Here is a 25154-nt window from a genome sequence, read left to right as displayed (position 1 = left end):
ACATCACGGCACAAAGACCTGAAGGCTTCAAGCATGTTAAAGATACTAGAGAACCGTACGTATCGGCACTTATTTTTAGCCCAGGTCATTGCTCTTATTGGTACAGGGCTTGCCACTGTTGCTCTCGGCCTGCTGGCATATGATCTGGCTGGGAATGAAGCCGGTGCAGTACTTGGCACCGCTCTCGCAATTAAGATGATTGCCTATGTAGGTGTAGCGCCGGTAGCCGCAGCATTTGCGGATCGCCTGCCTCGTCGTACCATGCTTGTATGTTTGGATCTCGTACGTGCATCCGTAGCTCTGCTTCTGCCTTTCGTTACAGAAATCTGGCAGGTTTATGTTTTGATATTTGTACTGCAATCTGCATCGGCAGGCTTCACGCCAACTTTTCAGGCCACTATTCCGGACGTGCTTCCCGATGAAAAAGAATATACCAGAGCCCTCTCACTATCGCGTTTAGCTTATGACCTTGAAAGCGTTGTTAGTCCGATGCTGGCCGCTGTGTTATTGACAGTCATCAGCTTTCACAATCTCTTTGCCGGCACCGTGATTGGCTTTCTTGTTTCTGCTGCTTTGGTCGTCTCAGTTATTCTGCCAACCCCTAAGCCTGCCGAAAAACGTGGCGTTTATGATAGAACAACGCGGGGCATGAGAATCTATCTGGCCACGCCACGTCTGCGCGGCTTATTAGCACTTAATCTGACCGTGGCTGCTGCCAGCGCCATGGTCATTGTAAATACCGTGGTTATTGTTCAGGGGATATACGGCCTTGATCAGAGATCGACGGCCATAGCTCTTGCAGCGTTTGGTGGTGGCTCAATGATCGCAGCATTTGCGCTACCAAAACTACTCGACAACATACCGGATCGTAACGCAATGTTCGCCGGTGCTTCTATTCTGATTATTGGCCTGATCGCAGGAACAATCGTCGCAAACTACTGGGCGTTATTACCGCTTTGGTTTGTTCTGGGTTTTGGATACTCGCTGACACAAACGCCTTCAGGACGCTTATTACGCAGATCGGCTCATGCCGAAGATCGTCCGGCGATCTTTGCCGCACAATTTGCCTTATCACATGCATGCTGGCTGATTACATATCCTGTAGCCGGATGGTTCGGTGCCAAAGCAGGAATGCCAGCAACATTCGCTATTCTTGCTGTCATAGCAACTGCCGCAGTGATACTGGCATCCCGCGTCTGGCCGTCTGCCGACCCGGAAGAACATGAGCATGAACACAAAAATTTAGACCCGGAACATCCGCATCTAGAAGGTGCACACCTCCATAACGGAGTTTATAAACATTCACACGTCTATGTTATAGACAGCTATCATACACGCTGGCCCAGCTCTGCTATGAGAGACGATGCTGTTCATTGATTGATATTCAGAACCTTGGTTACGAACACTATTGCTGAACCATCGAAGAAAAGTTCCTATCTTGACTAAGGTGCTACCCCTTTTCAGGGAATGTTAAACCCGCCCCTGAGCATAAATCCAAAAAACCAATACTCCGGTAATGAGACGGACAACTCAGACCAGTGTGTCGCTTAACCGGAGATTTTTTCAGAGTAAGAAGAAACGGGGCGAAAATCGAAATTATTCTCTATTTGTGACATCATCAGCACTTTACCCTTCTGCCAGTCCGTACAATTGCCCGCACTGATTGCGCAGCCCGTTAAGCTCAACACACCGAGCAACACTCCCTGTTCTTATGAAGTGACATAATCTCACTCAAAGTAATATGTTTTACCCAAGCAGGATCCTGAGATGATGAATAATGAGCTGCTTCAATTGGCGGTGGATGATAATACTGAATGGTGCACAGCTATATGTGAAAGCCATCAGGCAGATATACATCTCTCAAAAAGCACATGGATTAACTGCCAACCATCACCCAGATACTACCCCAATATAATCACGCGCGTACCACGGGCGCAGGCGGCGACATTAAAAGCTATTAATCAGTTTCAAACGCTTCACCCTAGCCGCAGCTTCGGCATCAAAGACAGTTTTGGCGATATTGATCTGACACCCCAAGGGTTTCGCTGTGTTTTGGGTGGTACGTGGTATGGGGGATATTTTTCAAACACCAAGCAAACAACTATCAATGACTGGCAAGCCGTTCAGTCTGCCGATGAACTTGCACTCTGGGAGCTTGCTTGGGGTGGGAATATTGAGAACCGTATATTCAAAGATAGTCTCTTATCAGACACTCGAATAAAATTCTGGTTTGTTAAAGAAAATGAAAATATTCATACGGGTTTCATCTCATTTCACTCAGAGAAATGTATCGGGATATCTAACTGGTTTTCCAATAAAAACTCTGTTTTTGAACTAAGTATTTCTGAAGATAGTGCACCAGTTTTCCGTGATTTGCCTGTTGTGTTCTGGCAAGCGGACAATGAAGCGATCAATGCAGGCACAGCAATATCCCCTCTCGGATCAATGCGAGTATGGCTGGCGCCTGAAACCTGACGCTGAAATCGCGTGTCTCATGCAGACAATGGCAAGAATGCTTCACTAAATCATATCAGATATCACTATAGGTCACATGATGAACACAGTGTCCTATTTGCAAGCTTTGCGCCTCTTCCACCCGCATACTATATCAAGACCAATTGCTATTGAAACCGCTTGAGCGGCAGGAGTAACTCTATGAGAGCCTTTGGTTTTTTAAGTTTTGGTCACTATGTGAATGCACAGGGTTCGCAGGCTCGGACAGCCAGTGACATGCTGAAACAAGCCGTTGATATCGGCGTTGGTGCGGACGAGCTTGGTGTGAACGGCGCTTATTTCCGCGTGCATCACTTTGCCCGTCAGCAGGCATCGCCAATGCCATTGCTGGCAACGATTGCAGCGAAGACAAAACATATCGAAGTCGGTACCGGTGTTATCGATATGCGCTATGAAAACCCGCTATATCTGGCTGAAGAAGCTGCTGCTCTCGATATTCTCGCAGACGGACGTATTGCACTGGGGATCAGCCGCGGCTCACCGGAAACAGTGGTGCGCGGTTACGAAACCTTTGGCTATACCGGCTCAACCGATCCGCGCGGTGCTGATATTGCACGCACCAAATTCGATTTGTTCATGCGTTCAATTGAAGGCGAACGACTGGCACCGGGCGAACGCAGCACGACCGGCGGTCAGATGATGCCGATTGAACCGCGTTCTTCTACGTTGCGCGATCATATCTGGTGGGGTTCTGCGACCCGTGAAAGTGCTGAATGGACAGGACAACAAGGCCTGAACATGATGTCGTCTACTTTGTTGACGGAAGATGCGGGAATGCCTTTTGACGAGCTTCAGGCGGAACAGATTATTCGTTTCCGCGAAGCCTATCGTGCGGCAGGTCATACCGGCGCTCCGCGTGTTTCTGTCAGCCGCAGCATCTTCCCGATTGTGAACGAACAGGATGCCGCTTATTTTGGTAATGCATCTGAAAGATATGACGGTGTTGGTATGATTGACGGTTTCCGTTCAACATTCGGTCGTACCTATGCTGCCGAACCGGACCGGCTGATTGAAGAGCTGAAGAATGATCGCGCCATTGCACTGGCTGATACTCTTATGCTGACAATTCCGAACCAGCTTGGGCCGGATTATAACCTGCATATGCTGGAATCTTTTGCCAAATATGTAGCTCCTGCCCTTGGTTGGAAACCGAACTGGGAAGGCCCTGTCACCGGCGATATAATCGGCTAAAAAACTATCCCTCAAGCCAGCGATGGTTTGAGGGATTATTTTTGAGTATTCTCATCACTGCGAAAACTAAACAGCCTTGGACTCAGGAGCAAAGCAGCGTGATTTATTTAGTTCGTCACGGCCAAACGATTTTCAATGCTGCCGCACGCTGGCAGGGACAAGTCGACTCTCCGCTAACCGCGCTCGGATTGCGTCAGGCTGCTGCTGCAGGTGTAACTCTTCGCAAAAACATCATCTCCGATGATATTGCGCTCTTTTCCAGCCCGCTAGGCCGTGCACATAGCACTGCAAAAATAATCGCTGAGAAACTGGGAAAACCGGATGACATCATACTCGACCCGCGCCTGATGGAAATTGGTATGGGTTCATGGGAAGGTCTTACGGATTACGAGATAGAGCAGGAATGGCCGAATGCCCGTGATGGATTGGAACGCCACGAATGGTTCTTTCACTCTCCTGACGGTGAAAGCTTTGAAGATATGTCCGCCCGCGTTCAAGACGTGCTGACTACTATTGAAGAACATCAGGCTCAGATCAAAATCATTGTTTCGCATGGTGTGACCGGCCGGATAATTCGCAGTATTTATGCCAATATCCCGAGAAATGAAGCGCTGAAACTTGAAGTGCCTCAGGATGTTCTGTTCGGATTATCCGGTGACGGGGCTATTGAGCGGATTGCTTACGACATATGAGCCAGCAAACATCCTCCCGCAAACAAAACTGGTGCCTGTCTGCAATCATATCTGTGATTTTCGGCGCACTGACGGCCTTTATATTCTATTATCTGGTCTTTTTCGGTGCGGGAAATGACGGTTATGCCATCATATATTGCGTTTTTACGGCGCCAATCGCTTTAGTTACCGGCCTGTGGGGCGTGTTTTACTGGCGCAGCAGTATCGCCGTTGCCGGCCTGCTTCTGGGGCTTTCACCGCTTATATATTTATAAAATGTCTTACGGCATGAGGCACCCTGCCCGCTATGAACAGAGTGCCAAAATCAGAGTATTATTTCAGCTGTTCAACCAGAGTTTCCTTAACAACAGTATCGAATGAATCTCCGCCACTGTCTTTGCTCAGCTCAGCTGTTTTCTTGGCTATGTAATCATCACGCTTGCTGATGAGACCTGCCATTTCCCCTTCAAGCTTCGTGCGTTCCTGTGCATTGCGGTCGAGAATTGCCTGTTTCTCCTGACCGGATTTGCCGCGCATATTTTCCGGCAATTCCTCATCTTTAACAGCATCCAGTTTTTGTTTGCCGTTTTGCACATCCGCCACAAGATCGCCGCCGCCGGTTACAACCTCTTTAGCGCCGCCTTTTTTCGAGTAATAGCGTGAATTATCAACCTTTACAGCTGCAGGAGCGGCAGATTTTGCATCCATCTTGCTGAAAAGCTCAGCCTGAACTTTTGAACTGCCATAGGCAATCACAGTCTTATCGAGATTTTGCTGAACAACGATAATTTCGTTGTCAAACGGCGTCTCCATAACAGTGATATTACCGCCGTCCTGCGGAATTTCTATATATCGCCCGTGCCCAAGCTGCGCGATTTCCCGCCAGACTTTGGTCGTGTCAGGATCATCACCGGCCTGAATTGTATTGACGGTGATTTTATCTTCTTTCGCACGTTTCAGAATTTGCGGATATTGCCATGTATTCGGATAATCCATATGCGGCGGTGCATCTCCGACAAGGAAGATGATCCGTCTGGTATTATCATTTTTAGTCCATTGCAGCTTGCGGACAGATTCATCCAGCGCTTCATTCACCGATTCTGGTGTATCGCCGCCGCCGTCTGCCTCAAGCTTAATCAGCTTGCCGTATAGTCCCTGCACATCCGCGCTCATATCATAGGATTTAACGACATATTCATCGCCCTGGTCACGATAGGCCACCAGTGCCATACGGATATCCGCATCGGGATTCACATCAATGATGGTATTGGCAATCGACCAGATCTTCTTTTTGGCCCCGTCAATAAGGCCGGCCATTGAGCCGGTTGTATCGAGTACAAAAGCGACCTCAATACGTTGGTTCTGGTCATTACCGGCTGCAAAAACCGGTGAGGCCAATGCAGTGACAGCAAGACCGGCAGCAAGTGTTTTTCCGAAAGCGCGCAAAGAACGAACCATTATTTTCCCCGAAGAATAAACGATGCCTATGCTTTGCGGCAGAATGAGGCATAATTGGGAGCCTGACCGGACAATATTATGACCCGCAGTTTTTTATTCTTTTTTGCAATATTTATTTAGCTGTCTGTACAATTTTAAATGTAATAGTAAATTCTTCGCGCTTAACTGAATAAAAGCGCCGCTATGACAATTACAAGAGAACAACCGAGATCAACGCATGATACGTATTCTGTTTCTTTTTCTGGGTCGTGAAATCATCCAGAGACATTGGAAAACACTGTTCGTCATCGGCGTTGTCTGGCTTCTTGTCGGCCTTGCTATTCTGATTGATGCACTGGACGGAGATACCCTGCTCCGCCCGTATCTTTTTGCTTATTTTCTGGTGCCGGAAGCCGCTCTCAGCCTGCTTGCCGCAGCCGGTAGCGAAGGCACAGCCAGACAGATGCGCATAGTGCAAGGGATTGCATTATTCGCTGTCGGTATTCTTATTTACACTTCCAGTGCCGCCAGCAATTTCTTTCTGGCCATGGTGTTTGGCCTGTGTTTTCTCGTTGACGGCAGTATGCGTATCGCCAGCGCGTGGGTTGTGCGCTATCCGCGCTGGAAGGCCGGTATTGCGGGTGGTGTGCTGGAACTTATTCTGGCCGTTGCAACCTTGCAGCCATGGCCGACCTGGTATGAAGGCACTGTCGGCGCCAATGTCGGCGCTGTTATCATGCTCACCAGCTTCGGTATTATCCATGTTGCGCTTCGCATTCATAGTCTTGAGGCCGGTGCGCCGCTTTCACGTCTTTTCGGGCGCAGCAGCCTGCTCTCGGCAATGACCGCGCATCATGAGACGGATGAGCAAAACCCTAAACGCGGCGAATTAATCGTTCATGTCTGGACACCAACCGGCACGGCCATGACACCGCTGCGCCAGCGCGCGATCAGCCGTTATATCGCTGCCGTTGATGCCAATGGTGTCATCTCCACCGGCCATGCGGCTCTGGAGCTGGTGCCTGATGTTTATATCAGCCACTATCCGGCGGTAGAGATTGACCGTTCTCCCAATGAGTTCAGCCGCACTTTGCGCGCCACAGCCGATAATAATATCGAAGGCAGATTTTTACCTGATTATAAATCGGAAGCCGCAGACTGGTGTGAGTCTACGGTACAGGTGGTTATCAATAATATTGATGAAGATAAGCTGCGTGCTTTCTGGAAGACCTACAAGGCCGACAATACCTATAACCTGACAAACCGCAATTGCTCCAGCGCAGTGGCTGATGCTCTGGATGCCGCATTGGAAGGTGTATACCGGAATAAACGCTGGCCGGTCTTCTCAGCATTCCGTGCGATTGTTTATCCGGAACTCTGGGCTGCCAGCATGATGCGCAAGCGCGCAGAAACCATGGCATGGACACCGGGTCTCGTTCTTGATTATGCCCGTGCGCTGAGTGCCATCGTTGACCCGAAACCCGGTTTCTGGGTGCCTAAAATATTCCTGAAAACAAGATCGGAATAAAACGCAGGCATATATTGGATATGCACGCGCCGGAGCAAACGCACCGGCGCGTTTTATTTTTTATATGCAGATCAGGCTTTCATATAGCGATCAAGGAAAGCCGCGTTCAGGTTCCTGTCAGGAAAACCATTCACTCGTTTGTCCAAAGTACAGAACTTCAAGGACGACGAGTCATGGCATTGAATATTCCGGCAGAGTTGCGCCGCCCGCATATCGAGAGCGTAACCTTAAGCATCATCACAGCCGGCTATCTTACCGCAGTAAACAATGCAACATTCTGGCACCGCTCAGAGGAGTTGCTGCCAACCGGCGCGCTTCTGGCTCTTGTTGCGGGCATATTCTGCCTGTTAACAGCGCTTTGCATCACTGTTTCCGTGAAATATCTCACCAAACCGCTGTTTATTTTTCTCATTATGGTTTCGGCTACGGCATCATGGTTCATCGATCAGTTCGGAACCATCATTGATGTGGAAATGCTGCAAAGTGCCATCGACACAACCAATGCCGAAGCGGGACATCTCATCAGCTTCGGCTTCATACGCCATGTTGTTATATTTGGTATTCTGCCTTCCCTGCTGATTTTATGGGTAAAAATCGAGCACCGTTCATTCCTGCAAAAAGTGAAGCAGAATTCTGCTTTTATCTTTCCTGCGCTTTTTGTTGCTGTGGCGCTCTTTATGCTGATTGCCAGCACTTTTACCTCGCTGGGGCGCGAACATAAGGAATGGATTGCAACGCTCAATCCGGTGATGCCGATTGGCAATGCTGTCAAGCTGGGCATCCGCTCCGGTAAAAATCAGAATATTATCGTGCAGCCGCTTGGCACAGATGCCAAGGTTGCCAATGCCGGTTCTGGTAATAGAAAACCACGCCTGACGATTGTTATTGCAGGTGAAACTGCCCGTGCGGAAAGCTTTTCCCTTGGAGGCTATAAGAAAAACACCAATCCTGAACTTGCCCGTCAGGACATCACCTATTTTTCCGATACCAGCAGTTGCGGCACCATCACAGCGGTGTCCCTGCCATGTATGTTCTCTGTCTACACGCGCGATGAGTACACCCATGAGAAAGGCCTGGAGACGGAAAACCTGCTCGATGTGCTGAAACATGCCGGTGTGCATGTAGAGTGGTGGGACAATAATACAGGCCACAAATCTGTTGCTGATCGTGTGACAAGTGAAGCGCTGTCGACATCAGACAATCCGAAATATTGTAAAAACGGAGAATGTCTGGACGGGATTTTTCTGGATAAGCTTGATACATGGATGTCCGGCATAACACAGGACACAGTGCTGGTGATGCACCAGCTTGGCAGCCACGGACCGGCTTATTATCTGCGCTATCCTGATGAATATCGCCGTTTTACACCGGATTGTCAGAGTGCTGAATTTTCAAAATGCAGCCGCGAAGAAATTCTCAATGCCTATGATAATAGTATCGCCTATACGGATCATATTATTTCATCGGTTATCGACCGGCTGCGCGACAAGCAGGACAAGCTCGATACTTCGCTGATTTACATGTCAGACCATGGTGAATCCGTTGGTGAATTTGGCCTCTATCTCCATGGTGCACCCTATTTTGTAGCACCGTCACAGCAAACTCATGTGCCTTATGTGCTGTGGCTCGGAAAAGATGCCAAAGCCACAATCAGGCAGGATTGTCTCGCGAAAGAAGCAACCGAGCCGCAATCTCATGACAAGCTGTTTCACACAGTGCTCGGTCTGATGCAGGTGAAAACACAGGTTTATTCTCCGGCTCTAGATACGCTCTCTTCATGCCGCATGAACGCTAAGGCAGATTTGCAGGTTGCTAATTCTGTGGCTGTGCGCAGATAAAAATCACATTATATACTTGCAACAGGTTACAGGGTGACGGATTGTCCGCTGACACTTCATCACCCTGCCTGTTTTCAGACTATCCGCCGGAGATTGCTGCTTGAGAGTTCTTCTTGTTGAAGACGATGATACACTTGGTCAGGCCGTGCGCGATCATGTTCTGGCAAGCGGTCATGCAGTTGACTGGATGCAGACGGCTGAAGATGCGGCACTGGCTGCAACAAGCGTTGCTTATGGCCTGATCCTGCTTGATCTGCGCCTTCCTGACGGCAGCGGCCTCACTATTCTCAAAGATTTGCGGAGCGCCAATAATCCGGTGCCAGTTATCATATTAACGGCGCATGACCAGATATCAGACCGTATTGAAGGCCTGAATGCAGGCGCAGATGATTATCTGGTGAAACCGTTCAATCTCGATGAGCTGACTGCACGTATGCTGGCCGTGTCACGCAGATATGGCGGCAACAGCGCATCGGTTCTGCATGTCGGTGATCTCGAAATCAAAATCTCCGAGCGCAATATCCTGTCCCCGCAGGGTGAAATTATCCTCTCGGGACGCGAATGGGCAGTGCTGGAATGTCTGCTCCACCGCTCCGGTGCTATTGTTTCCAAAGCCCAGATTGAAGAAGCGCTTTATGCATTCGGCTCGGAAATTGAAAGCAATACGGTCGAGGTCTATATCAGCCGCCTGCGTAAAAAGCTCGGTCATGACCGAATAAGTACGGTGCGTGGTGTGGGTTACAAAGTTGAGGACAGAACATGAAGTCTCCCAGCCTGATCGGACGTCTCATGTTTTCTGTAACCACGGCTGTGGTGTCGTTCTGGATCGTTGCTGCTGTCGGTGGCATATTGGTGATGCGGGACGAATTTGCTGAAATTTTTGACAGCGCTTTGCAGGAAACCACCGAGCGGCTGACACCGCTCATCGTCGACGACATTATGCATCGTGACCAATCCGGTGCAGTTCTGTCGCTGGACAACGGCGCTCAATCCTCATCCCGCCAATATCTGACCTATCAGGCCAGAGACGCCAGCGGCAAAATCCTTGTTCACTCCTCGGATATTATAGACGGTGCCTTCCCTGCACCATTGGCTGAGGGTTTTTGGGAAGATGATACTGCGCGCTACTATACTGTAGCAGCAGTCGATAATACGATCTTTGTTCAGGTCGCAGATCAGATGAAAAACAGGCGCGAAGCCATCAATGAAGGTGCGCTTGCCCTGCTGCTGCCGATCCTCGTGCTTGTGCCGCTCAGCCTCTATATTATCCGCCTTGTTGCACGGCGTTCGGTTAATCCTATCGGCGATTTGCGGCAGGCAATATCCGAAAAAGACAGCGGAGATCTGACACCGATAAAAGCTGAAGGACTGACGATCGAGCTTCAGCCGATCGTGCATTCGGTCAATATTCTGATGGGACGCGTGCAATCCGCTCTTGAAGCAGAGCGGGCATTTACCGCAAACAGCGCCCATGAATTACGCACGCCGATTGCCGGTGCATTGGCACATACGCAATTGCTGATGACAGAAGTGAAAAGCGCACCGGGCAAAGCGCGGGTCGAACAGATCGAAGCATCGCTGCAAAAACTGAAACGACTGGTTGAAAAACTGATGCAGCTGGCACGCGCAGAAGCCAATATAGCGCTTGCGGATAAGCCGGTGAATCTCCTGAGCGTCCTTGATCTTCTGGTGGAGGAATTTCAGCGTAAAATGGCTTCCAATGACCGGATTATTTATCAGCGCCATGCTGAAGCCAGTCTGATGAAGCCGGTCAATGAAGACGCTTTTGCTATTGTTATAAGAAATCTGCTTGAAAATGCATTGCTTCATGGTGCGCAGAATGAACCTGTTATCATTCAGGCTGATAGAAACGGTACGATCCGTATCATAAATAGTGGCAAGAACCTTACTGCGGAAGAATTACTGCGTGTTCAGAAAAGATTTGGCCGCGGGACAACCGCAGCACCGGGTTCAGGACTTGGTATTCCCATTGCCACTGAAATTGCCGGTCAGATGCACGCCCGCCTGCAATTTTCCTCCCCGCCAAGCGGGCAGAAAAACGGCTTTGAGGCTATACTCAGTTTCTGACAAGCTGAATGATGTTTAAATTTGTAAAAACTGCGGAACCTTATGGAACAACCGGCATCTAATAGTCTCTAAGAGGAGAAAATTCATGTCTGTTTTGCTGCCCGCCGCCGAACCGCAAGAAGCGGCTCTCGTTTCCCGCGCTGCCGCCGGAGAAACGGAAGCCGTCCGTCAGATCATCAAGACGCATAACCAACGCCTCTACCGGCTCGTCCGCGCGGTGTTGCGCAATAATGCAGATGCCGAAGATGTGCTTCAGGAAGCCTACCTGAACGCCTTTACCCATCTTGATACATTTGAAGGCAGTGCTTCGCTCTCAACATGGTTGTCGCGCATCGCGCTCAACGCGGCACTGATGCGACTTCGGGCACAAAAGCGCCTGAAGCGCACAGCTGCCACTGTGCCAGCTCCAACAGCGGGACACATGGATGCAGAGATTATCCCCTTTCCGCTTTCCCATTCCACCACTGCCGATCCGGAGCGTATCATGGCGCAGCGCCAGCTTCTCACTCTCGTCGAGGAAGCCACCGATGCGCTTCCTGAAAGCTTCCGCCTTGTCTTTGTCGCCCGTATCATTGAGGGGCTTAGTGCTGAGGAAACTGCCGCTGTGCTCAATATTCCGGTCGCCACGGTCAAGACCCGCCTGCACCGTGCCAGAAAACTTATCCGCACGCGGCTTGAAGAACAGATCGGACCGATATTGATCAACGCCTTCCCATTTGCCGGCACGCGTTGCGCCCGGCTGACTGAAGCCGTGATTACAAAACTAGCTCTCGAAAAATAACGGGAACCTCTCCGGCGGGCTGACATCAAATGTAGTGTCAACCAAAACAGGCGCTGAGCAAAACGGCGCCAAGGAGAGTCCGATGAAAACTCTGATCGCTGTACTCGGCACTGCCGCCCTTGCATTCACCAGCTCACTGGCGATGGCAGCTGACAAACCGACCGATCCTCAGATCGCCCATATCGCCTATAGTGCCGGTGCCATTGACATTGAAGCGGCCAAGCTTGCCCTGTCAAAAACGACGAATCCCGAGGTTAAAGCCTTCGCGGAATCGATGCAGAAAGACCATGCGGCCGTCAATGAAATGGCTCTGGCGCTCGTCAAAAAACTCAATGTAACGCCGGAAGATAATGCCACCAGTCAGTCACTGGCCAAAGCGGGTGAAGAAGAGCGCGCCAAATTGCATAAACTTCAGGGAGCGGCCTTCGACAAAGCTTATATTGATAATGAAGTCGCCTATCACAAGCAGGTGAATGGCGCACTGGAAACGCTGCTGATCCCTTCTGCTCAGAATGCAGAGCTGAAAGGCCTGCTGGAAACCGGTTTGAAACTGTTTCAAGGCCATGAACAGCATGCCGAACATGTTGCGGCCAGCCTGAAATGACCGCGCTCCTTCTCAACCGACGGCAGCTACTCGCTGCCGGTGCGGCGACACTCGCCGCAACACAATTGGCTCGCGCCCATAACGGCACTGTCCACGTGGTCATTGAAAAGCTGGCCTTCGTGCCAGCCACGATCACAGTAAAGGTAGGTGAGACCATTGAATGGACAAATAAGGATCCTTTTGCCCACACTGCCACTGTAAAAGGCGGCTGGGAGGTGATGATCCCGCCCGGCAAAGTAGCAACTCACATCGTTACCGCTGACGATACGGTTGATTACTACTGCCGCTTTCATCCCAATATGAAGGGCAAGATTACGGTATCGGGTTAGAAAAATACCCCTGCCGGAATAAAACCGGCAGAGTCATTGCGATATGTACTGGCAGTGGCTGCACTGCTTGGCGGCCACTGCCATAACTCTTAATGTCTTACAGGCTCTTGGAGGGTTATGGCCTGATCCGGCCAATACTGCGTTTGAAACCAATCTCACCATAAGTCTGAGCTCGAAAAACATGGGAGATTTGTAGCCATATCGAAAAATGGCTGCGGGAGCGCAAGAACTGCTCTCTGGTCCTCAACATGGCCCCTGAGCAGGCGCGAGAGCGTGTCATCCTCCCTCTTTCTGGGAAAACCGGTCTGCGGCTGACACGCTCCATGCTTTCGATTATTGTCTGCACGGAGATTTGCAGGGCCTGAATTGGGGCAGTAATTGCTCGAATGTGGATTAGCTAGTCACTAGTCAAGAATGAGATCCAGGCCGTCTCGTACTTCGCCATTTGGAAGATGGCAGTACACCTCCTTCGGTTGGACCTCCAATCGCCCACCCAAGCGCGTGCAGTCCGCTCTGTCCTGATCAAGGGTTGTCATGCGATGTTGAGTATTGGCACAAGAGGTAACGATCAAAACAACAGAAATAGCCATGACTATTCTCATATTGACCTCATCGACAAACAACTACCGCCAGGACGGCGCAGGAAGTGAGCACACAAGTGTTACACAGGATGCGGACAGTTATAACCGCAGGGAGCTTTCTGGAAAGGGCAATTAATGAATTGCAATCTAGCTAAATCCCGCTGGCTTCGTGCACGAGGGTGCCATCAAAGCTGCAACTTGCGCCATGATAAAAGGTACAGCCGGAACCCTCTTCGATTTGCAACGTATACTTATCGCTGAATTTGAAGTTCACTTTGCAGAGTTTGCTGTTCAGTACGGATTCAGCTTCTGATGCGATGAAACCCTCATTGGGAATCGATAGCGTTCCTGCACCGGCCTCGATAGCGAGCTCCCCCTTGAGACCGCCGCCGCAACCGGGCCGCTCGCCACTGATGGGGACTGTCGTGGAAAGTTCGACCGAATAGCGATTGCCAGAGAGATGGGTCAGGTCCGCTGTGAGGGACTGCCCCCCTTCGCTTTCATAGCGCCCCGCGTGATTGTTTTCTTCGTTCTGAGCAAGAGCCGGTATGATCATGAGCGCCAGCGATGTCGCTATTACAGTGCATTTAAACATAGAACCTCCAATGATAATGATCTGCCAGACTGATGTTGATTCAGTGCCAGAGGCATCGGGTTGTAAAGGGATTCAATCCAGCTCGTAGGGCATTTGCGCGGATATCTTTTTTGCTGACATTGTAATCGAAAAAAACTCATCTCCATGCTCACGCCTGACAGCCTCTTTAAGGGAATCGTCACCGAAGTCGCGAAAGCGTTCCATTTTGGCGCGAGGGTAGTAACCCTCCCAAAAGTACCGGGTATCTGTGCCTTCAGCGGTAATGAGATTCGCAGGAAGGCTCATAATATAGGTTGTACTGACATTGTCGGCATTCGCCTTGAACGATGCACTGACATTCGTTAGTTTCCAGTGGCAGACATCGCGGCCGTAATAGCTTTCATCAATGAGCTGGTCGGCATAGACGATGCCTCGATAGGTCGTGTCGGATATTTTTGTCAGCTTGATTTCCTGATGGCTGGTAGCACGGGAGATTGTGCCAGCCAGAGGAATTAATTTGCCGCAGCGGGCATAGTTTTCAGCATCATATTGAGCGCCGGCGGTGACGACTTTGAATGGACCGGGAGCTTCAGCAAGGGTGACTGTGAATTCATAGCCTTGCGACGGTGCCGGGTTGAGTGCGGGCTGATCCGAGCCTGCGGCTTGGGCCGGTGTAACGACAGAGACTGCCACAAGAGCCAAGGCAGCCGCGTAGGTGACGCGGACAATAAATCCAGCATCGGCGATATGGTGGCGCGCAGACGAAATAGCGTTGATCGAAATTACAGCCAAACTCTTACAGCTCCCGCTAAGTGCATGCAGCACATCGAATACTTATCGCAACGGACCACAAAAAAAATGTTAGCGCAACGCAAAAGCGATGGCAGGCACTATCGCTACTATGCTTGTTCGATCAAGGCGCGGCAGTGCTCGACCGCAGGCAAGAGCGCTGCGAGCATATCACCGCGATCATCTGCACGCTTTCGCGCAGCGCGTCGAGATTGTCGAGCGCGAGGTGTTCATGAGGTGTTCATAAAGGGATCGAAAGACGAGTTATTGCGGATATTTGTTGTAGTAGACAGCGGGAAATTGGCTGGCTCAGGAGTGTTCTGCATTGAAATGGCGGAGGGGGTGGGATTCGAACCCACGGTACGGTCTCCCGCACGCCGGTTTTCAAGACCGGTGCCTTAAACCACTCGGCCACCCCTCCTCAGGCAAATCAGCCTGAAACGCACTGTGATGGCGAATGAAGGCTACATACAGGCACTCTTGTCGTTTCGTCAATTGCCTCCGCTTAAATTATTGTGCTTGTTTGCAAATAATTGTTGAGACTGGATGATGTTCTGTACCATCATGCGAGCAATCCCGAAATTCAGAACCATTCCCCTTTGATGTGACTGTTCTGACGAAAGCGCACAGGAAATCTCATGAGCCTTGAAACTGTGAAAGCCTTTTTCGCTGAAAAAGCACCGGATGTGCAGGTTATTGAGATGGAAACCAGCACTGCAACTGTTGCTGAAGCGGCTGCCGCTCATAATGTGGAGCCGGCACAAATCGCCAAAACACTTTCACTCAAACTTGGTGAAGATATCATCCTGCTTGTTGCCCGCGGCGATGCACGGCTCGACAACCGCAAGTTCAAAGATCAGTTTCAGAACAAGCCGCGCATGCTGGATTTTGATTCTGTTTTGGAGGCCACAGGCCATCCTGTCGGCGGGGTCTGCCCTTTTGGTGTTGCTGAACATCTGAAAATCTATTGTGACGTTTCGCTGAAAGCTTTTGAAGAGGTTTTGCCTGCGGCCGGTGCTGTTAACAGTGCTGTGCGCATTAATCCGCATCGTCTGGCTGAACTGACCAATGCAAAATGGGTGGATGTGTGTCAGTAAGCCTCTGACAGATATTGCAACTCACTTGCGGAATCAGCAGTTTCGATTTGGCTGAAGTCAAAATTACGGCCTGTAAACGCTCACCAGAATGTGACTTTAAAACAAGGGCTGTGCAAAATCACTAAAACATGATTAATTTTAGTGACTTTAATTTCAAAACAGGACTTCATATTTATTCAGAATAGTTCTAAACTGCGCTCATGTTTTTAGCAGCGCCCTGATGCGCTGCGGGAAAGGACCTGAAATGCGTCTTACCAGACAGACCAATTATGCTATTCGGATGCTGATGTATTGTGCAGCAAATGAAGGCAGTCTCAGCCGTATTGCTGAAATCGCCAAGGCCTATACGGTCTCGGAATTGTTTTTGTTCAAGATTTTGCAGCCGCTCGTTGAAAACAACATTGTCACAACAGTACGCGGACGCAATGGCGGTGTGAAACTCGCCCGCCCTGCTGCGGAAATTTCGCTGTTTGATGTGGTGCGTGTGACTGAAGATAATTTTGCGATGGCAGAATGCTTCGACAGTGACAGTGAGTGCCCGCTGATTGACAGCTGTGCGCTAAATTCTGCTTTGCGCGAAGCACTGAATGCTTTCTTCACAGTGCTTGGCAAATACAGCATTCAGGATCTGATTGATGCACGGCCGAATGTACGCAAGCTGCTGGGTATTGATGAGCTGGAAGTCCGCGCAGTCGCTGCGGCACACTAGAGCATTTCACAGTCAAGTTGGATCAACTTGACGCCCGTGATAATGCGACCAAATAAAGAATCTAGAGCGAGCACTATGATTCAATCCGGACGTAAACCGCTCTAAACCCGTTTATCCATGAATTTTAAAAGCCCTGAAACTAAAGTTTCAGGGCTTTTTATTTTAACCGAATACCGAATGCGGCAGCACAAAAGGCTGACCGGCAGGCGGCGCGACACCGACCTGCAGCGGACATTCATAGACCCGCAGCAAACGCTCATTGGTCAATGTTGTTGCCACGGAGCCGCTGGCATCTATTTCACCATTATGCACCATCACAACATGATCTGCATAAAGGGCTGTCAGATTAAGATCGTGCAGAATCGTAATGACGCCGCCGCCTTTGGCCGCAAAATTACGGGCAATATCCATCACCACGATCTGATGGCGGATATCAAGACTGGAGACCGGTTCATCCAGCAGCAGGAAGCGTGGCTGACCATCGAGCACCGGTTTCCATACCTGACACAGCACGCGCGCGAGTTGCGTGCGCTGCTGCTCTCCGCCGGAAAGCTCCTGATAATATCGGCCGCCAAAACCGCTCAGATCGACCAGCTCCAATGCCTGATCCGGCAAACGGATTTCTTCCGCTGCTGTCAGGCCGGAGCGGCCGCCTGTCAGGCCGAGATTAACAATCTCACGTACCGTAAACGGAAAAGACAAAGCGCTGTTCTGAGGAAGCACTGCGCGGCGTTCAGCCATTTGCCAGGGCTTATAGGTTTCAAACAATGCGCCATCAAGCAGCGCCTGCCCCGTATAAGGCAGATCGCCTGAAAGTGCACGGATCAGCGTTGTCTTGCCGGAGCCGTTCGGCCCGACAATGGCTGTCACCTCACCGGGTCTGGCAGTGATATTGACATTTTTCAAAATGGTTTTGCCGCTGAGCTGAACGGCCAGATTTTTTGTTTCTATCATAATTATAAGTCCAGCAAACCACGGCGACGCAGCAAAATCCAAAGGAAGAACGGAGCACCGACAAATGCAGTGACAATGCCGATCGGGATTTCAGCCGGAGCAACAATAGTACGGCTGACAGCATCCGCCAGCAGCAGCATCGAAGCCCCCAGCAATGCAGAGGCAGGCAGCAAATAGCGGTGATCGGGCCCGATGGAGAGGCGCAGCAGATGCGGCACCACAATGCCGACAAAACCGATACCGCCACTGACTGCAACTGAGGCACCGGTGGCTGCGGCCACAAGAATGATTGCTGTGTTTTTAATACGCTGAATTGGCAAGCCCAGATGATTGGCTGTCGCCTCCCCCAGAGCCAGAGCATTCAACCCGCGTGCCAGAAACGGAGCAGCAAACAATGTCAGCGCAATAATCGGTCCGGCAGTCAGAATTTTAATCCATGTAGCACCGGCCAGCGAACCCATTCCCCAGAAAGTGAGATCGCGTAACTGTCTGTCATCCGCAATATAAACCAGCACTCCGCTGAAAGCGCCGGTCATGGCACCAAGCGCAATACCGGCAAGCAGCATTGTGGCAATTGAAGTTCTGCCTCTGCGCGTGGCAACACGATACAGGATCAATGTTGTCGTCAAGCCGCCGATAAAGGCTGCCAGCGGCAATGTATACATGCCGAGAAATCCGAGTACCGGTGCAAGGAAAGTGCTGCCTAAAACAATAACGACAATCGCACCAAGGCTGGCGCCGGAAGAAACGCCAACCAGTCCCGGATCAGCCAGAGGATTGCGGAACAGACCTTGCATAACCGCACCGGAAACAGCCAGTGAAGCGCCGATCAGAATGCCGAGAATGATACGCGGCAGGCGGATATCCATAATGATGATATGATCGCGCTGCGCTGTAATATCATCCGGATTGATCTGTGATGAGAACAGAGATTTCAGTACCGACCAGCTCGACGCTTGCGAAGCACCGGCTGTCAGGCTGAACAATGCAACAGCCACCAGCAGAACTGCGAGAAGTGCTATCAGAATACGCGCCTGACGCGAGCGGTCACCTTGCAGGGCAGCTGCGCCTTTGCCGCTCTCAGCAGGCTTTATCACATTTGAGGATGCCGCGACTGTGTTGCGTTTGGCAAAGTGGGAAGCAGGCATATCGCCAACAGTATCAGTCAAAATCTTATGCTTTCCGTTTCAGCCATGCAGCAGGCAGATCGAAAAGCTGCTGCAAATGTGAAATTTGATGAAAACACATTCCGGCAGAAGACAGCTTCATACCTTTTCAGAATGCGTTACCCGCTGCCGTATAATTTTCCGGCAACGGGCTGAACCAATTCAATGTCTTATTGAACAGCCTTGCCATAAAGGCCTTCTGCCAGATCACGCGCGGCTTCTGCAGCGCGCGGTCCAAAGCCGAGCAGATAGAGCCCGTCCATGGCCAGAATAGCTTTGTTGCGACCTGCCGGTGTGGCAGCCAGCGCCGGATTGGCAAGCAGATCCGAATAATCATTCGACGCTTTGTCAGGACCGGTATTCATCAGCAGGATCATGTCCGGAGCAGCTTTATCAAGCGCTTCATCGGTCAGCTGTTTGTAGCCCTGAAATTCGTCAATCGCGTTGATGCCGCCGGCCATTTTAATCATGCCGTCAGCCGCAGTCTCCCGCCCTGATGCCATGAGACGTCCGCCCTGACGGGACAGAATAAACAGGACACGCTTTTTCTCAGTGATTTTGCTGGTGGCGGCCTCAACAGCCTTCAGATCAGTGCGGACTTTTTCCGCCAGAGCCTCGGCTTTATCCTGAGCACCTAATGCCTGCCCCACAGCATTGATTTTATTGGTAATGCCTTCGGCGGTATATTGATCCTGCACAATAATCATCGGCACAGAAGCGCGTTTCAGCACATCCATAGTTTCCGCAGGGCCGCTGCCTTCAATCACCAGCATGGCTGTCGGTGCAACAGACAAAATACCTTCGGAGGAAAGCTGACGCATATAACCGATATCAGGGAGCTTTTTGACTGTTTCCGGATAAATACTGGTACGGTCGCGGGCAATAAGCTTGTCTTCAAGACCCAGCGCATAGATGATTTCTGTCAGCGCGCCGCCAACACTCACCAGCCGTGTTGTATCCGTAAAGGTTTTGACCTCTTCTGCCTGTGCAGGTGAGATCATACCGGCGACCGGCAAAACGCCTGTGGTGGCAGTAAGCAGACCGGCAGCAAAAGCTGCAACCAAACGATAAGACCTGATCCGGGATGAAAAAAGAGTGCTGCGGGCAAAAGACATTGGTCAATCCGAGACTGTTCCGGCCAAAGATAACTATCCTGACCGTCATTGATGATATTCACCGCCAAGGGAGACAGCGGGCAACTTTAAAAGTGAACCATGCAGAGCGGCATAAACCGCCCTGCATGGCTTTCAGAGTTTTCAGGCTGCTGCGGAGCGTGCCAGACGCGGCAGCGCTTCAACCAGTTCACGCCAGTCTGTGCGCTCTGCTTCACCTTCGTGACGCTCGCCGAAGAACTGGGCAATCATTTCGCCCTGCTCGTCATAGGCTTCCAGCGATGTTACATGGCCGTCTTTGGTAGGCTTACGGACAGCCCAAACGGTGTGAACATGGTCGGTGCGGAAATGCATGTGGAAAGTCGGATCCATAACATTGAGCCACGGGCCCATCATTTTGATCTCTTTAACCGGACCGGTATGGATCTGAATGCAGCCGTTATTGCCGACAAAAACCATGATCGGCTGGCCGGTTTCGGAAACCGTATTCATCATGCTTTCAACTGTACCGGCTTCCAGTTCCCAGGCAAATTCTTCACCGGCAAGCTCAACAGCCTGTTTGCGGCTGACAGCGTAATCACGCAGGATCATCACGAACTGATGTACGTCAGTCATGTTTGTCCAGCGTTCACGGAAGCCGTTTACATCAACTGTATCAATGTCTGTCGGCTCTTTTTGCGCTGCAGCTTTGGTTTCAACTGTCTGGCTCTGATCGTCTGAGCGCAGCTGAGCAACCAGTGTTTCATAGGCGGCCAGATCGGACGCATCGCGCAGATGGATTTTGTGAACCGCATCACCCGCCTTGTTGAAGAACTGCAGTGAGCGGCGGATATTATTTTCGCTGTCAGTTTTCTCTACAGCAAAACCATAGGCCCATGCTTTCGGAAAAATACGCAGATCGATCTGCTTGCCGAGCACGAGAGACGCATGCGGTCCGACGGATACTTTTTCATAAGGTCCGATTTTTTCGTGCACAACGCTTTCATTGCGGGTCAGCGCCATAACTTCGCCGAGTGTGGTTGCGCCGTTCAGAATTGCAGCAATGTCCACATTCAGGCGAATAGCAGATGTGCCGACATGGGCAGCAACATAATCAGCCTCGGTAATGCCATGAGCCTGAGCAAAGTCCCTCTCACGGGATTTCGGATTTTCACTGCGCAGACGCAGGATATCTTGCGGTGTCAGGGACTGAGAATGTGTTTGCGTTGCAGTCATTATTATACGCCTGTACCGACCACATCCCCCGGATGCAGTCTATTAGTGTCATCGTCAAATCCGGCTTTTCAGCAAAACTGCCGGATCAGTTTATCGGCGCCTTCTGGCCCCCGTTGCATCAATGCAACCATCCTGTTTATTTTCAGGAAGTTTTCTTGACACAAAATATCATATTAATTATTGGAAGCAATAGTGGACTTTAAACGTCATATTAAAAATCACGTGATTGTCCATAAACTTGTGTGGAAAAACAGAGGATATCTGGCCTCCGCATAGTACAGAATTGAACCTGCATCATCGGGAACAGGGAACTCGCAGATCAGTACGGAAAAGCTGCTGATTGTTGCTGAGAACATTTTTCCGGTGCAAGCGCCAAGGTTCCGAACGCAATTTTAATGCCTTGCTTGCCCCGCCCATAAGCGGCAACGATGCGGAGACTTTCAATGCAGCAGCCTTCCAACCTCTCCAGATATCTTAAAATCGGTCTCGGCAGCACGGCTATCAGCCTTGTGGTAATGGCTGGCGCAGCCAATGCCCAGCAGGCACAGGCTCAGACTGCAAAACCGGCTGCGGAAAACGCATCCGGCGATGTTCAGCTCAACACAATCAACGTTAAAACCGTTAATCCTCAGGATATTACATCCCGTCCGGCACCGGTCAGCACAATTTCCAAAACAGAGATCAAGCTGAACGGCCGTGAAAAACTGGATACGGTTCTGCGTGAAACTCCGGGCGTATTCACCCGTATTAACGGTTCCAATCCGGGTGTTGCGGTCAATATTCGCGGCTTTGAAGGCTCCGGCCGCGTGAATATGATGATCGACGGTGCACCGCAGACTTTCCGCACCACAGCACATGATGCTCAAGGGTACAGCTATATCGATCCGAATCTGCTGTCCTCCGTTGATATTACCCGCGGTGCAGTGACGACTGAAGGCGGCAGCGGTCTTGCCGGTAGTGTTAACTTCAAAACACTCGGCGTTGATGATGTATTGATGGAAGGCAAGGACAAAGGCGTTCTCGGCCGCGCATCATGGGGCAGCAACGGCGTCGGCTTCTCTGAAATGCTTGCCGGTGCGATGCGCGTGAATGAAGTGGGCATTGTTGCCGCTCTCAGCCGCCGCGATTCCAATGATTATAAAAACGGTGACGGCATTACCCAGAATAAAACCGGTCAGGAAATGACTTCCGGCCTGTTCAAAACAGAATTCGGATTTGCCGAAGATCACAAGCTGACACTTGGCGGCGTGATTTATAATAATAAATACGGCACTTCACAGACGAATTTCATGCCTGTGCCGCCGACAATTGATTATGATCTGCTGCTGCAGAACCGTACATTTACAGCCAATTACGTCTACAAGCCTGTCGATAATGATCTGATTGACCTTGCGATCAACGGTTATTTCAACAGCACAAAACTGACCTATGTCGGTGGCAATAGCCCTACTCTGTCGAGCCTTGGCCGTGAAATTAAAAATGAATCCATCGGCTTCTCGGTCGCCAACACTTCCCGTTTCACAGTCAATGATCTGTATATCGACTGGAAATACGGCGTTGAATACAATCACGATAATACCGGCGGTGTGAAAGTCGGCGTTAATCCGGTTGATTCAAGCATGAACCGCGGTGCAGCCTTTACTCAGGTTGAGTGGAATTACGACCGCCTTCAGGTTCTGACCGGTCTGCGTTATGACTTCTACAAGCTGGACGGTACAGCCGATAGCGGTATTCCGGGCTTTGAAGATAACGGGATGTATTCCGCCAATCAGTCCAAAGGCCTGTGGAACCCTAAAGTTACACTCGCTTACAATGTAACCGACTGGCTCCAGCCATATGTGACCTATTCGCAGTCAATGCGCGCGCCAACATTGCAGGAAACAATGATCGGCGGAACGCATCCCGGCGGAACAGCATCCAGCTATGTGCCAAACCCTTATCTCGCGCCTGAAGAACAGCGCGGCTGGGATATCGGCCTGAACATGAAGCATGATGATCTGATCACAGCAGGCGACACAATCCGCTTCAAAGCCAATTACTTTGATATGGATGTTAAAAACTATATCGCAGCGCAGCGGAATACGACTTTCAACAAGCTGCAGTTTGTTAACCTGCCGGGCACATCCCGCGTGAAAGGTTTTGAACTCGAAACACATTATAACTCCGATTATGTGTTCGGCAGCCTTTCCTACACCCATAACAAGTCTGACCTGCCGTCACAGACACCGGGTCTTGGTGCAAGCCAGTATCTGCCGGATGATGTTTTTGCGGCGACCCTCGGCGGCTATTTCTTTGATAAGAAGCTCTCTGCCGGTGTGAAATATTCCTATGTTTCCAGCGGTCTGGTTGCGGCAACAGATGCACGGGGTAATCTGCTGCCTCCGACAAAATCCGACTCTTATGATCTGGTAGACATTTTCGCGACCTATAAATTCAATGAAAATGTTGACCTGTCGCTCAAAGTCACCAACCTGTTTGATAAAACATACACACCGGCACTCAGCACTTCGGGCTCCGGTCAGGGTCGTACATTCGTTGTCGCCACTCAGTTCCAGTTCTGAGTTGAACCGGACATAGAAGATGATGCAGCGCGCCCTTCGGGGCGCGTTATTTTTTTCAAAATCTTGTTGAAATTCCGTTTTTATGTGCGGTGTGACAACACGCCACAGTGGTATGATTTTACCGCAAATTTCCTGTTCTACTGTTTTTTTCGTACCGAATAGTTCAATTAATATGGGTATTTAACTCAGGTTTAAAATCATTCTAAATTGTTGATTTTTAGAATGGTTTTAATCTGCACAATTTGACAAGCCCGCCTCTGTGAAGCATTAGAAAATCAAACAGTTACAGTGCAACTTTAAATGTTTGGCCTTGACCCATTCATTTGGAGGAATGATGAATCAGTATAATTTTATGAATGCAGCCATGGTTGCTTTCTTTTTCAGCGACCATGATGAAAATCAGAACATGATTTCTTCAGGTCATTTGCATATTTCAAATTCATTTTCCGTATTTTCCGGCTTAAACACCGCTTTTTCTATGCATGGTGCAGCATGCTAGTCTGCCATTGCAATGTAATTACTGCCAAAGAAATCGAAAATACTATCATCCAGATGCTGGATGAAGATTGCTGGCAATTGATTGTTCCTACCAAGGTCTACCATGCTATGAAGAAGCGTGGCCGGTGCTGCGGCTGCTTCCCAAATGTTGTTGAAACGATCATAAGAGTGACTGAAGAATATCATCTTCGGCGCGAGCACAATGATTCTGAGTTCATTGTCTATATTGATCGCGTTCGTGCGTTACGTGAACAATTCGGGAGCAAATGGAATGAAGGGCGACAAAAAGGTCATCGAGCGGCTTAACGAGGCACTTTTCCTCGAACTCGGCGCAGTAAACCAATATTGGCTGCACTACCGCCTCCTGTCTGACTGGGGTTATACCCGTCTGGCGAAAAAGGAACGCGAAGAGTCGATTGAAGAAATGCAGCATGCAGACCGCCTCATCGACCGCATTATTTTCCTTGAAGGCCATCCGAACCTGCAGACTGTTGCGCCGCTGCGTATCGGACAGACTGTAAAAGAAGTTCTGGAAGCTGATCTGGCCGGTGAATATGACGCCCGCGCTTCTTACAAGAAATCCCGCGAAATCTGCGATGAAGCCGGTGACTATGTCAGCCGTCAGCTTTTCGACGAATTGCTGAAAGATGAGGAAGGCCATATCGACTTCCTCGAAACCCAGCTCGAATTGCTCGGAAAAATCGGCGAAGAACGCTACGGTATGCTCAATGCCGCACCGGCAGATGCTGCTGAATAAATTCGCTATTGTGATTGCAATGAAAGGCTCCGCTATGCGGGGCCTTTTTTATTGCCGAATACACGCCGTACCAATCTTACAAATCAGAATTTGAAAAGCAGAATTGCAGTGTTTCCGCTTTGTATCTGCAATTTAATCCTCCTGTTATTTACAGGAGACT

The 25154-nt window shown here is 50.2% G+C and carries 24 protein-coding genes and 1 tRNA gene; 17 read left to right on the top strand and 8 right to left on the bottom strand.

Features of this window, described 5'->3' with window-relative positions:
- Window positions 1–33 precede the first annotated feature (33 nt).
- From K1X45_RS01900 to K1X45_RS01880, 5 genes are all read left to right on the top strand, one after another.
- Window positions 34–1377, top strand: coding sequence for an MFS transporter (locus tag K1X45_RS01900; protein ID WP_220159640.1), 1344 nt, complete (start codon window positions 34–36; stop codon window positions 1375–1377).
- A gap of 390 nt (window positions 1378–1767) precedes the next feature.
- Window positions 1768–2475 (top strand): hypothetical protein, encoded by a 708-nt coding sequence (locus tag K1X45_RS01895; protein ID WP_220159639.1) that lies wholly within the window; start codon window positions 1768–1770, stop codon window positions 2473–2475.
- A gap of 180 nt (window positions 2476–2655) precedes the next feature.
- The gene (locus tag K1X45_RS01890; protein WP_220159638.1) at window positions 2656–3705 is read left to right on the top strand and encodes an LLM class flavin-dependent oxidoreductase; all 1050 of its coding nucleotides are present in this window, start codon (window positions 2656–2658) and stop codon (window positions 3703–3705) included.
- 98 nt (window positions 3706–3803) lie between these two features.
- Window positions 3804–4397, top strand: a complete 594-nt coding sequence (locus K1X45_RS01885; RefSeq protein WP_220159637.1) for a histidine phosphatase family protein — start codon at window positions 3804–3806, stop codon at window positions 4395–4397.
- Entirely contained in the window at window positions 4394–4651 is a 258-nt protein-coding gene (locus K1X45_RS01880) for a hypothetical protein (protein WP_220159636.1), read from the top strand. Before K1X45_RS01885 ends, K1X45_RS01880 begins: the two co-directional genes overlap by 4 nt.
- 58 nt (window positions 4652–4709) lie before the next feature.
- Here the strand turns inward: K1X45_RS01880 and K1X45_RS01875 are convergent, their stop codons facing one another.
- Window positions 4710–5834, bottom strand: a complete 1125-nt coding sequence (locus K1X45_RS01875) for a VWA domain-containing protein (protein ID WP_220159635.1) — start codon at window positions 5832–5834, stop codon at window positions 4710–4712.
- A gap of 217 nt (window positions 5835–6051) precedes the next feature.
- Between K1X45_RS01875 and K1X45_RS01870 the strand changes: the two genes are divergently transcribed.
- The 7 genes from K1X45_RS01870 to K1X45_RS01840 all read left to right on the top strand — a co-directional run bounded on the left by K1X45_RS01870 (window position 6052) and on the right by K1X45_RS01840 (window position 12981).
- The gene (locus K1X45_RS01870) at window positions 6052–7341 is read left to right on the top strand and encodes an HdeD family acid-resistance protein (RefSeq protein WP_220159634.1); all 1290 of its coding nucleotides are present in this window, start codon (window positions 6052–6054) and stop codon (window positions 7339–7341) included.
- Window positions 7342–7514: 173 nt separating this feature from the next.
- Entirely contained in the window at window positions 7515–9179 is a 1665-nt protein-coding gene (locus K1X45_RS01865; protein WP_220159633.1) for a phosphoethanolamine transferase, read from the top strand.
- A gap of 100 nt (window positions 9180–9279) precedes the next feature.
- On the top strand, window positions 9280–9942 hold the full coding sequence (locus K1X45_RS01860; RefSeq protein WP_220159632.1) for a response regulator transcription factor: 663 nt from the start codon (window positions 9280–9282) through the stop codon (window positions 9940–9942).
- Complete coding sequence (locus tag K1X45_RS01855; protein WP_220159631.1) at window positions 9939–11267, top strand: HAMP domain-containing sensor histidine kinase; 1329 nt, start codon at window positions 9939–9941, stop codon at window positions 11265–11267. The genes K1X45_RS01860 and K1X45_RS01855 overlap by 4 nt, the downstream gene beginning before the upstream one ends.
- An 85-nt stretch (window positions 11268–11352) precedes the next feature.
- On the top strand, window positions 11353–12048 hold the full coding sequence (locus tag K1X45_RS01850; protein ID WP_220159630.1) for an RNA polymerase sigma factor: 696 nt from the start codon (window positions 11353–11355) through the stop codon (window positions 12046–12048).
- Window positions 12049–12130: 82 nt separating this feature from the next.
- Window positions 12131–12652: a DUF4142 domain-containing protein gene (locus tag K1X45_RS01845; RefSeq protein ID WP_220159629.1), complete on the top strand. Its 522-nt coding sequence runs from the start codon at window positions 12131–12133 to the stop codon at window positions 12650–12652.
- Window positions 12649–12981, top strand: a complete 333-nt coding sequence (locus K1X45_RS01840) for a cupredoxin domain-containing protein (protein WP_116087990.1) — start codon at window positions 12649–12651, stop codon at window positions 12979–12981. Before K1X45_RS01845 ends, K1X45_RS01840 begins: the two co-directional genes overlap by 4 nt.
- Window positions 12982–13713: 732 nt before the next feature.
- On the opposite strand, the gene K1X45_RS01835 is transcribed toward K1X45_RS01840, so the two are convergent.
- From K1X45_RS01835 to K1X45_RS01825, 3 genes are all read right to left on the bottom strand, one after another.
- Window positions 13714–14118, bottom strand: a complete 405-nt coding sequence (locus K1X45_RS01835) for a hypothetical protein (RefSeq protein WP_151159197.1) — start codon at window positions 14116–14118, stop codon at window positions 13714–13716.
- Between the two features lie 111 nt (window positions 14119–14229).
- Window positions 14230–14928, bottom strand: coding sequence for a hypothetical protein (locus tag K1X45_RS01830; RefSeq protein ID WP_220159628.1), 699 nt, complete (start codon window positions 14926–14928; stop codon window positions 14230–14232).
- 328 nt (window positions 14929–15256) lie between these two features.
- Window positions 15257–15346 (bottom strand) — tRNA-Ser (locus tag K1X45_RS01825).
- Window positions 15347–15563: 217 nt separating this feature from the next.
- On the opposite strand from K1X45_RS01825, the gene K1X45_RS01820 reads away from it, so the two are divergent.
- Together K1X45_RS01820 and rirA are read left to right on the top strand one after the other, a co-directional pair.
- A complete protein-coding gene (locus tag K1X45_RS01820) occupies window positions 15564–16022 on the top strand; it encodes a YbaK/EbsC family protein (protein WP_220159627.1) in 459 nt (152 codons plus the stop codon).
- A gap of 244 nt (window positions 16023–16266) precedes the next feature.
- Complete coding sequence (rirA, locus tag K1X45_RS01815; protein WP_022712105.1) at window positions 16267–16731, top strand: iron-responsive transcriptional regulator RirA; 465 nt, start codon at window positions 16267–16269, stop codon at window positions 16729–16731.
- A gap of 162 nt (window positions 16732–16893) precedes the next feature.
- Here the strand turns inward: rirA and K1X45_RS01810 are convergent, their stop codons facing one another.
- From K1X45_RS01810 to K1X45_RS01795, 4 genes are all read right to left on the bottom strand, one after another.
- Window positions 16894–17685 carry a heme ABC transporter ATP-binding protein gene (locus K1X45_RS01810; protein ID WP_220159626.1) on the bottom strand — a complete coding sequence of 264 codons (792 nt, stop codon included), beginning with the start codon at window positions 17683–17685 and terminating at the stop codon, window positions 16894–16896.
- Window positions 17686–17687: 2 nt separating this feature from the next.
- A complete protein-coding gene (locus K1X45_RS01805; RefSeq protein ID WP_255560474.1) occupies window positions 17688–18854 on the bottom strand; it encodes an iron ABC transporter permease in 1167 nt (388 codons plus the stop codon).
- Between the two features lie 167 nt (window positions 18855–19021).
- The gene (locus K1X45_RS01800) at window positions 19022–19915 is read right to left on the bottom strand and encodes a hemin ABC transporter substrate-binding protein (protein ID WP_245293603.1); all 894 of its coding nucleotides are present in this window, start codon (window positions 19913–19915) and stop codon (window positions 19022–19024) included.
- A 192-nt stretch (window positions 19916–20107) separates the two neighbouring features.
- Window positions 20108–21178, bottom strand: coding sequence for a hemin-degrading factor (locus tag K1X45_RS01795; protein ID WP_116087995.1), 1071 nt, complete (start codon window positions 21176–21178; stop codon window positions 20108–20110).
- A 443-nt stretch (window positions 21179–21621) separates the two neighbouring features.
- On the opposite strand from K1X45_RS01795, the gene K1X45_RS01790 reads away from it, so the two are divergent.
- From K1X45_RS01790 to bfr, 3 genes are all read left to right on the top strand, one after another.
- The gene (locus tag K1X45_RS01790; RefSeq protein ID WP_220159625.1) at window positions 21622–23739 is read left to right on the top strand and encodes a TonB-dependent receptor domain-containing protein; all 2118 of its coding nucleotides are present in this window, start codon (window positions 21622–21624) and stop codon (window positions 23737–23739) included.
- Window positions 23740–24231: 492 nt separating this feature from the next.
- On the top strand, window positions 24232–24543 hold the full coding sequence (locus K1X45_RS01785; protein ID WP_220159624.1) for a (2Fe-2S)-binding protein: 312 nt from the start codon (window positions 24232–24234) through the stop codon (window positions 24541–24543).
- Window positions 24509–24994, top strand: coding sequence for a bacterioferritin (bfr, locus tag K1X45_RS01780; protein ID WP_022712114.1), 486 nt, complete (start codon window positions 24509–24511; stop codon window positions 24992–24994). The genes K1X45_RS01785 and bfr overlap by 35 nt, the downstream gene beginning before the upstream one ends.
- Window positions 24995–25154 lie beyond the last annotated feature (160 nt).

The sequence above is a fragment of the Pseudochrobactrum sp. Wa41.01b-1 genome (assembly GCF_019464455.1).
Lineage (GTDB): Bacteria > Pseudomonadota > Alphaproteobacteria > Rhizobiales > Rhizobiaceae > Pseudochrobactrum > Pseudochrobactrum saccharolyticum.
Note: the sequence above shows the minus strand (reverse complement) of the source record. Positions and strands in the feature narration are given on the sequence as shown.